This is a genomic window from Acinetobacter sp. UBA2581, from assembly GCF_002339435.1.
Classification (GTDB): Bacteria; Pseudomonadota; Gammaproteobacteria; order Pseudomonadales; family Moraxellaceae; genus Acinetobacter; species Acinetobacter variabilis.
Genome location: NZ_DDLD01000100.1, coordinates 1 through 7,351 on the forward strand (window position 1 = coordinate 1; position 7,351 = coordinate 7,351).

The window sequence follows — 7,351 nt, forward strand, 5'->3', positions numbered from 1 at the left end:
TAAAAGTGTCAACACACCCTATTTATAAGACCATAAAAACAGATTTTCTGGATTGTAGGCTCAATTTAAAACCCTGCAATCCAGTCTCTATTTTCTAGAAATACTTTCCTTAATTTTCTATTTTTAAAAATCCATTTTATTCATTCAGTGCATTGCCAATTATAAGCCATTTATTGGCGCACACGATTTAGAGCTGACGCACTTATCTAGCGCAGATCAAAAGAAAATCACAAGAATTTTTAAATTTTCAATTTTATTAATTTCTCAACCTTGAGCTGAGCTTGGTTTTCTAGCAACTTTACTCATTGTCTTAGATTGATATCTATATTTCTCGGCTTATATTCTTAACTGTTCAACTTTTTTATACTCAATAATTTTTTCTAAACCTCTGTAATTAATAAAAATAAATAAAAGAACAGATCATTCTAAAAATTATAAGTGTCTTGCAATCCACCTGTTCTATTTTTTGAACTGAATTGGAATAGAAGTTGCTAATTAATAGAAATATAGCAATCAGTAAAATTTTTGATGTCGATTCAGATCTTTTAAAGCCGCTATTTATAAAACTCAAATGGCATTCACGGAGGCAATTTATGCTGAATATGTCCAAACATAAAAAGATAATGAAAAAATTTTCACTGCCTGTAATTGCGGCTGCAATTATGGGTTTGGGGATCAGCAGTCAGAGCTTTGCAGTCGATAAAGCTGCATTTGTCTATATTGGACCAACCAGTGACCATGGCTGGACATATTCACATGATCAGGGGCGTATTAAAGCTGAAAAAGCTCTGGGCGGAAAATTCAAAACGACTTATATCGAAAATGTACCTGAAACGGCCGATGCTGAACGTGTGATTCGTAATCTGGCTCAGCAGGGCAATAAAGTGATTTTTGCAACTTCATTTGGCTATATGAACCAGATGGAAAAAGTCGCGAAACAGTTCCCCAATACCGTATTCATGCACGCGACCGGTTATAAGCAGGGGAAAAACCTAGGCATCTATGATGTGCGTACCTATGAAGGTGCTTACATGCTGGGTGTAGTGGCAGGGCAAACCACTAAAACTAATACTTTGGGCGTTGTAGCTTCATTCCCGATCCCGGAAGTGGTTCGTAATATTAATGCCTATACCTTGGGTGCACAAAGCGTCAATCCTAAAGTCAAAACCAAAGTGATCTGGGTGAACTCATGGTTTAACCCGGGTAAAGAACGTGATGCGGCTTTGGCGCTGATTTCTCAAAAAGCTGATGTGCTGATGCAAAACACAGATTCTCCAGCAGTTGTGCAAGCGGCTCAACAAAAAGGCGTTTATGCCTTTGGTTGGGATTCAGACATGAGCAAATTTGGTCCTAAAGCACATCTGGCTGCTTCAGTATTGCACTGGGAAAAAATTTATACCCCAGCGATGCAGCAAGTGGCTAATAAAACCTGGAAACCTGCCGCTCTCTGGTATGGCGTAAAACAGGATGCAGTGAAAATTGAAAACTTCGGGCCTGCTGTTCCTGCCAAGGTGAAACAGTCCGCTTTAAATGCACAAAGTGCGATTCATAAAGGCACATTACATCCATTCCAGGGTCCAATCTATAAACAGGATGGAACTTTGGTGATTACCAAAGGCAGCAAAATGACAGATGAAGCGCTTGGAAAAATGAACTTCTATGTGAAAGGGGTTGAAGGTTCATTACCTAAATAATTCTTTCACTATGTGTATGACTTAAAAATAAAAGAAAGTAAATCCTGAAAAACCATCCCCCAGTCCATGAATCACTTTATGGACTGGGCCAAAATGAGTGGAGACTGAGTTATGAGCGATCTGCCTCACATGTCAAATGACATCGAAACGTCATCGCTCAATGAGCAGCAAATTCCACGACTGGAGCTGATTAATATCAGCAAAAGCTATAACTCATTGAAAGCAAATGACAGTATTCATTTAAAAGTCCAACCTGGGCAAATTCATGCCATCTTGGGTGAAAACGGTGCTGGTAAAAGCACCTTGATGAAAATCATCTACGGCGCCACCAAAGCAGATAGCGGTCATATCGTCTGGAATGGCAAAAAAGTACAGATAGAAAGTCCGTCGATGGCCAGAAAACTGGGGATTGGCATGGTGTACCAGCATTTCTCACTGTTTGAAACCATGACTGTGGCTGAAAATATTTTATTAGGTTTGGATGAGAAAATAGATTTAAAAAGCTTAGCGGCTAAAATTACTCAAGTATCAGAACAATATGGCTTGCCGGTAGATCCACGGCGTGAAGTTTTTTCTTTATCGGTTGGTGAGCGACAACGGGTCGAAATTATCCGCTGTCTACTCCAAAATCCTTCCTTACTCATTTTAGATGAACCAACTTCAGTCTTAACTCCACAAGCGGTACGTCAGTTATTTAAAACTTTGCGACTGGTGGCTTCGCAAGGTGTCTCAATTCTTTATATCAGCCATAAATTGCATGAAATCAAAGAACTCTGTGATGAAGCAACGATTCTGCGTAATGGTAGAGTCACCGGCTATGTACTGCCTTCTGAAAACACTACCAGTGAACTGGCCAAATTAATGATTGGCCGGGAATTGCCGACGTATGCGCATGTTGAATATACAGGCGAACATCGCACGCTGTTTCAGGTAAAAAACCTGAATTACGAAACTGATGATCCGTTTGGTGTGTCCTTATCCAATATTCAACTCAACCTAAATTCCGGTGAAATTCTGGGCATTGCTGGTATTTCGGGTAATGGTCAATCTGAATTACTGGCTCTGCTTTCCGGTGAGCAAACGGCGAAAAAAGGTCAAGTCTTTCTATTAGATCATGACATTTCTGAACTCAGTGCAGGTCAGCGACGTGATCTAGGCTTGGGCTTTGTTCCGGAAGAGCGTTTAGGGCGTGGTGCTGTGCCGAATATGACATTGGCACAAAACACTTTATTAACTGCTTTTCGTCAGGGTTTAAACAAATGGGGCTTTATCCAGTTTGAGAAAACTGTCGCTTTTGCCCAGCAATGTATCGAAAAATTCGGAGTAAAAGCCGCAGGGCCACAAGCGGAAGCGCGCAGCCTTTCGGGCGGGAATCTGCAAAAATTTATTGTAGGGCGTGAAATCCTGCAACAGCCGAAAGTATTAATTATTTCCCAGCCAACCTGGGGCGTTGATGTCGGCGCATCGATGTTTATCCGTCAAACCCTGATTGATCTTTCCCGCCAAGGCGTTGCGATTTTAGTGATTTCAGAAGAGCTGGAAGAACTGTTTGAAATTAGCGACCAGATTTGTGTTCTGGCTGGTGGAAAGCTGTCTGCACCTGTCCCGGCTAAAAATACCAATGCAGAACAGATTGGCCTGCTCATGTCAGGTATTCAGGCAAATCCAGCAATATTGGCTGAATCCGAGCCTGTCCATGAAGCGCATGCGTAGAGAAGAGGTGTAAATATGCATTTATTAGAACCTAGAGAACATCCTTCTCAATTAATGAAATGGCTCTCACCTGTGCTTGCATTACTCGCCATGCTGGCGGTAGGTAGCCTATTGTTTTTAATGCTTGGAGTGAATCCTGCTCAGGCTTTATATATCTTTTTTATTGAGCCATTGACTTCAGTCTATAATCTGAGTGAACTGATAATTAAAGCCAGTCCGCTGATTTTAATTGCCTTGGGTCTGGCTGTTGGGTTTCGTGCCCGTCTGTTTAATATTGGTGCTGAGGGGCAGTTGGCTATGGGGGCCATCTTTGGCGGTGGTATTGCCATCCTGTTTCATGAGCAGATCGGCTGGTGGATTTTACCTTTAATGGTGATTATGGGTGCGATTGGTGGTGCAATTTGGGGCCTGATTCCAGCGCTGCTAAAAACCCATTTTAATGCGCAAGAAACCTTGACCACCTTAATGATGAACTATGTGGCATTTTTCCTGCTGATGTATCTGGTCAATGGTCCATGGCGTGATCCAGATGGCATGAACTTTCCACAATCCTTAATGTTCTCGGAAAGCACGACCCTGCCGCTGATTATGGAAGGCACACGGATTAACGCCTCAATTTTTATCACGATCATCGCAGTGGTGCTGTTCTGGGTTTTTATCCGTAAGAGTCTGATGGCTTATAAACTGGAAGTCAGTGGTCAGGCACCTTTGGCAGCTCAATATGCAGGATTTTCAGCAAAAAAAGCCATCTGGTTAAGTTTGGGAATTTCAGGTCTGATGGCGGGGATTGCCGGAATCTGTGAAGTTGCAGGTCCAATCGGCCAGCTCAATCCGAATATTTCACCAGGTTATGGTTATGCAGCCATTATTGTGGCTTATCTGGGCCGACTAAATCCAATTGGAATCGTACTTTCAGGTTTCCTGATGGCGCTGATCTATTTAGGTGGCGAACTGGCACAAATGCAGTTGCAACTCCCAGTCGCGATTACCGGAATTTTCCAGGGCCTGCTTTTATTTTTCCTGTTGGCTTCAGATGCCCTGATTGAAAACCGCTACCGTTTTACCAAAAAGAAAATCAAAAAAACCATGACCACTGCGCAAGCAGCCTGATCCAGACAGAAGAAGGATAACAACATGAGTATTGAATTAACCGCAATTGTTGCCGGAACTGTCGCTGCGGCAACGCCATTGATCTTTGCCGGGCTGGGTGAGCTGGTAGCAGAGCGTACCGGTGTCATCAATCTTGGGGTAGAAGGCATGATGCTGGTCGGTGCCATTGCTGGATTTGCTTTCGCTAGCCAGTATGAAGCCAGTGTCGCCAGCGCCTTATTTATGGGCGGATTGGCAGGCACATTGATGGCACTAATTTTTGCATTTTTTACCTTATCTTTAAGCACCAATCAATCCGCCTGTGGTCTGGCACTCACTATTTTTGGGATCGGGATTTCTGCCTTTCTAGGACAGAATTATGTCAGTACGGCCTTACCGGGTCTGGAAAACCTAAAAATTCCGGGACTCGCTGATATTCCATTCATAGGGCCAGTCCTGTTCCAGCAAAACTATGTGGTGTATCTGTCCATTCTTGCTTTTGTGCTGGTGTGGTGGGTACTGAGTAAAACCCGTTTAGGCCTGTTACTGAAAGCTGTTGGGGAATCTCCAGAAAGTGCACATGCCATGGGCTATAACGTGCTAGCGATTCGCTATGGTGCAGTCATGTTTGGCGGTGCAATGGCTGGTATTGGTGGTGCATTTTTATCTACGGTTTATACCCCAATGTGGATTGAAAATATGGTCGCAGGACGTGGCTGGATTGCAATTGCATTAGTGGTTTTTGCTGCATGGAAACCAACGCGCTTGATGTTGGGTGCATATCTATTTGGTGGTGTAACGATTTTGCAGTTTCATGCCCAAGCGCTGGGTCTAGAAGTACCGAATGAACTGTTATCGGCATTGCCATACATCGCAACCATTGTCGTCTTAGTCCTCATTTCACGTGACAAGAAGTTATTGAAACTCAATTTACCAGCGTCACTCGGCAAAACCTTTAGCCCTTAATCGGACAAATCTCAGGAATTACTTTATGAAAATTATAAGCGCAGATTATGTCCTGACCATGAACTCCAACCTGGACTGTATTAAAGATGGTGCCATCCTGATTGATGGTGCTCTTATTAAGCAGGTAGGAACATTACAGGAATTAACTCAGCAATATCCTGAAGCTGCAGTTACCCAGTATCCTAAAAGTTTATTGATGCCGGGCTTGATTAATACCCACTGCCACTCAGGCCTGCTACGCGGTACAGCTGAGGGTTTGCCAGTCTGGGACTGGTTGCAACAGTTTATTGACCCGATGCATCGGGTAGTGACTCCCGAAGATTCCAAAATTGCCTCTTATCTCTGCTATGCCGAAGCGCTGCTATCCGGCACGACTACCATTGTGGATATGTGGCGTTATATGGAAGGTAGTGCTGAGGCCGCACAGCAACTCGGTATACGTGCAGTGCTGGTGCCATATGTGGCTGAACATCCAGATCACAACTATTTTGAAACCCTCAATAGTAATGAAGCTTTAATTCAAAAATGGCATCAAGCTGCAAATGGGCGAATTCAGGTCTGGGTTGGCTTGGAACATCTGTTTTATGCTGAAGAAAAAGCCTTGGCACGTATCCAGAAAATGTGTCATGAATATCAGACGGGTTTTCACACGCATAGCAACGAAAGCAAGTTTGATGTTGAAGAAAACCTTCGACGTTATGGCGTGCGCCCGATCCAGACGCTGGAACAATTGGGCATGCTGGATGTACCTCAATGCCTGTTAGCGCATTGTGTCTGGGCCAATTCAGCAGAGATCGAAATTTTAAAACACTATAATGTTGGTGTCGCACATAACCCGATATCGAATATGAAACTGGCATCTGGCGCCGCCCCCATTACGGAAATGCTTAAACATGGCATTGCTGTAGGATTAGGTACTGATGGCGAGAAAGAAAATAATAATTTAGACATGTTTGAAGAAATGAAAACTGCTTCATTATTGGCGAAGTTTTCCGGTCTGGATGCTGCAGCACTGGATTCATGGTCTGTCTGTCAGATGGCAACTCGGACAGGTGCCAAAGCCTTAGGCATGCAGGATCAGATTGGTTCGCTAGAAGCTGGGAAATTTGCTGATATTATTGCGGTAGATCTTGCGACATCGAGAATGACGCCTTTAATTAATCAGGGACCACTATTTAATTTACATACCAATCTGGTGCATGCAGTCCAAGGACAAGATGTGCATATGACCATGGTGAACGGTCAGATAGTAGTAGAAAACCGAAAACTGGTACGTGCTGATCTGCAAATCTTAATTGATCAGGTCAATCAGGCTGCTCCAGCCTTGTTCCAGCGACGCGCAAAATGGCTCGCAGAACAGGGAAGTGCGGTTAATGAATTACAGCGCCTGTAAATAAAGTTTAAAAACTAACCCTAACTTTAAACAGGCTTATTTATGCTCCAGAATGGATAAAAAGGCTTCGAGAAAGTTAGGCAGTCTTTTATGATGGATCTGACCGACCTTAATTACTTCATAGGTCAGACCATCAGCCTGAAGGTTGTTACTTTTAGCTTTTAATTTCTGCAATGTTAACTGTAAGCCTTTTAACCATTCTTCAAGCGCCTTGATCGGAATATCATTTTTAAGATCTCCACCTTGCATGGCAGTTTTAAAATGACTCAAGGTCGTACTATCCTTAAAGCAGGCTTCAACCTGATGTTCAGTACTTTCAAACAGGTCATGCTTGATCACAAATAAAAATTTTCCAATCGCTGGCTTAAGCGCACTGAGATAAATATTTTTTTCATTCAGGGTATATCTTTAGGACTTACGCACTATTATTTATAGATTCTCTGTGGTAGCAGATGATTTTTATCGAGAATAAAGTCATCAATGAAGTTTTTGATAA

General features: G+C 42.9%; 6 protein-coding genes. 5 read left to right on the plus strand and 1 reads right to left on the minus strand.

What is annotated here, in order from left to right; genetic code table 11:
* The first annotated feature begins 662 nt into the window (after nucleotides 1-662).
* The 5 genes from B3Q46_RS13000 to B3Q46_RS13020 all read left to right on the plus strand — a co-directional run bounded on the left by B3Q46_RS13000 (nucleotide 663) and on the right by B3Q46_RS13020 (nucleotide 6,855).
* On the plus strand, nucleotides 663-1,694 hold the full coding sequence (locus B3Q46_RS13000; RefSeq protein WP_228761304.1) for a BMP family ABC transporter substrate-binding protein: 1,032 nt from the start codon (nucleotides 663-665) through the stop codon (nucleotides 1,692-1,694).
* A gap of 111 nt (nucleotides 1,695-1,805) precedes the next feature.
* Nucleotides 1,806-3,407, plus strand: coding sequence for an ABC transporter ATP-binding protein (locus B3Q46_RS13005; protein WP_286716124.1), 1,602 nt, complete (start codon nucleotides 1,806-1,808; stop codon nucleotides 3,405-3,407).
* 15 nt (nucleotides 3,408-3,422) lie between these two features.
* Nucleotides 3,423-4,517 carry an ABC transporter permease gene (locus tag B3Q46_RS13010; protein ID WP_286716126.1) on the plus strand — a complete coding sequence of 365 codons (1,095 nt, stop codon included), beginning with the start codon at nucleotides 3,423-3,425 and terminating at the stop codon, nucleotides 4,515-4,517.
* A gap of 24 nt (nucleotides 4,518-4,541) precedes the next feature.
* Entirely contained in the window at nucleotides 4,542-5,462 is a 921-nt protein-coding gene (locus B3Q46_RS13015) for an ABC transporter permease (protein ID WP_159123035.1), read from the plus strand.
* Nucleotides 5,463-5,487: 25 nt separating this feature from the next.
* Nucleotides 5,488-6,855 (plus strand): amidohydrolase family protein, encoded by a 1,368-nt coding sequence (locus B3Q46_RS13020; RefSeq protein WP_286716129.1) that lies wholly within the window; start codon nucleotides 5,488-5,490, stop codon nucleotides 6,853-6,855.
* A gap of 36 nt (nucleotides 6,856-6,891) precedes the next feature.
* Here the strand turns inward: B3Q46_RS13020 and B3Q46_RS13025 are convergent, their stop codons facing one another.
* On the minus strand, nucleotides 6,892-7,194 hold the full coding sequence (locus B3Q46_RS13025; RefSeq protein WP_286716130.1) for a hypothetical protein: 303 nt from the start codon (nucleotides 7,192-7,194) through the stop codon (nucleotides 6,892-6,894).
* Between the last annotated feature and the right edge of the window lie 157 nt (nucleotides 7,195-7,351).

Excerpts from the sequence above, each read along its gene's own strand:
- B3Q46_RS13000 (WP_228761304.1), top strand. The coding sequence starts at position 663 with ATGGGTTTGGGGATCAGCAGTCAGAGCTTTGCAGTCGATAAAGCTGCA.
- B3Q46_RS13005 (WP_286716124.1), top strand. The coding sequence starts at position 1,806 with ATGAGCGATCTGCCTCACATGTCAAATGACATCGAAACGTCATCGCTC.
- B3Q46_RS13010 (WP_286716126.1), top strand. The coding sequence starts at position 3,423 with ATGCATTTATTAGAACCTAGAGAACATCCTTCTCAATTAATGAAATGG.
- B3Q46_RS13015 (WP_159123035.1), top strand. The coding sequence starts at position 4,542 with ATGAGTATTGAATTAACCGCAATTGTTGCCGGAACTGTCGCTGCGGCA.
- B3Q46_RS13020 (WP_286716129.1), top strand. The coding sequence starts at position 5,488 with ATGAAAATTATAAGCGCAGATTATGTCCTGACCATGAACTCCAACCTG.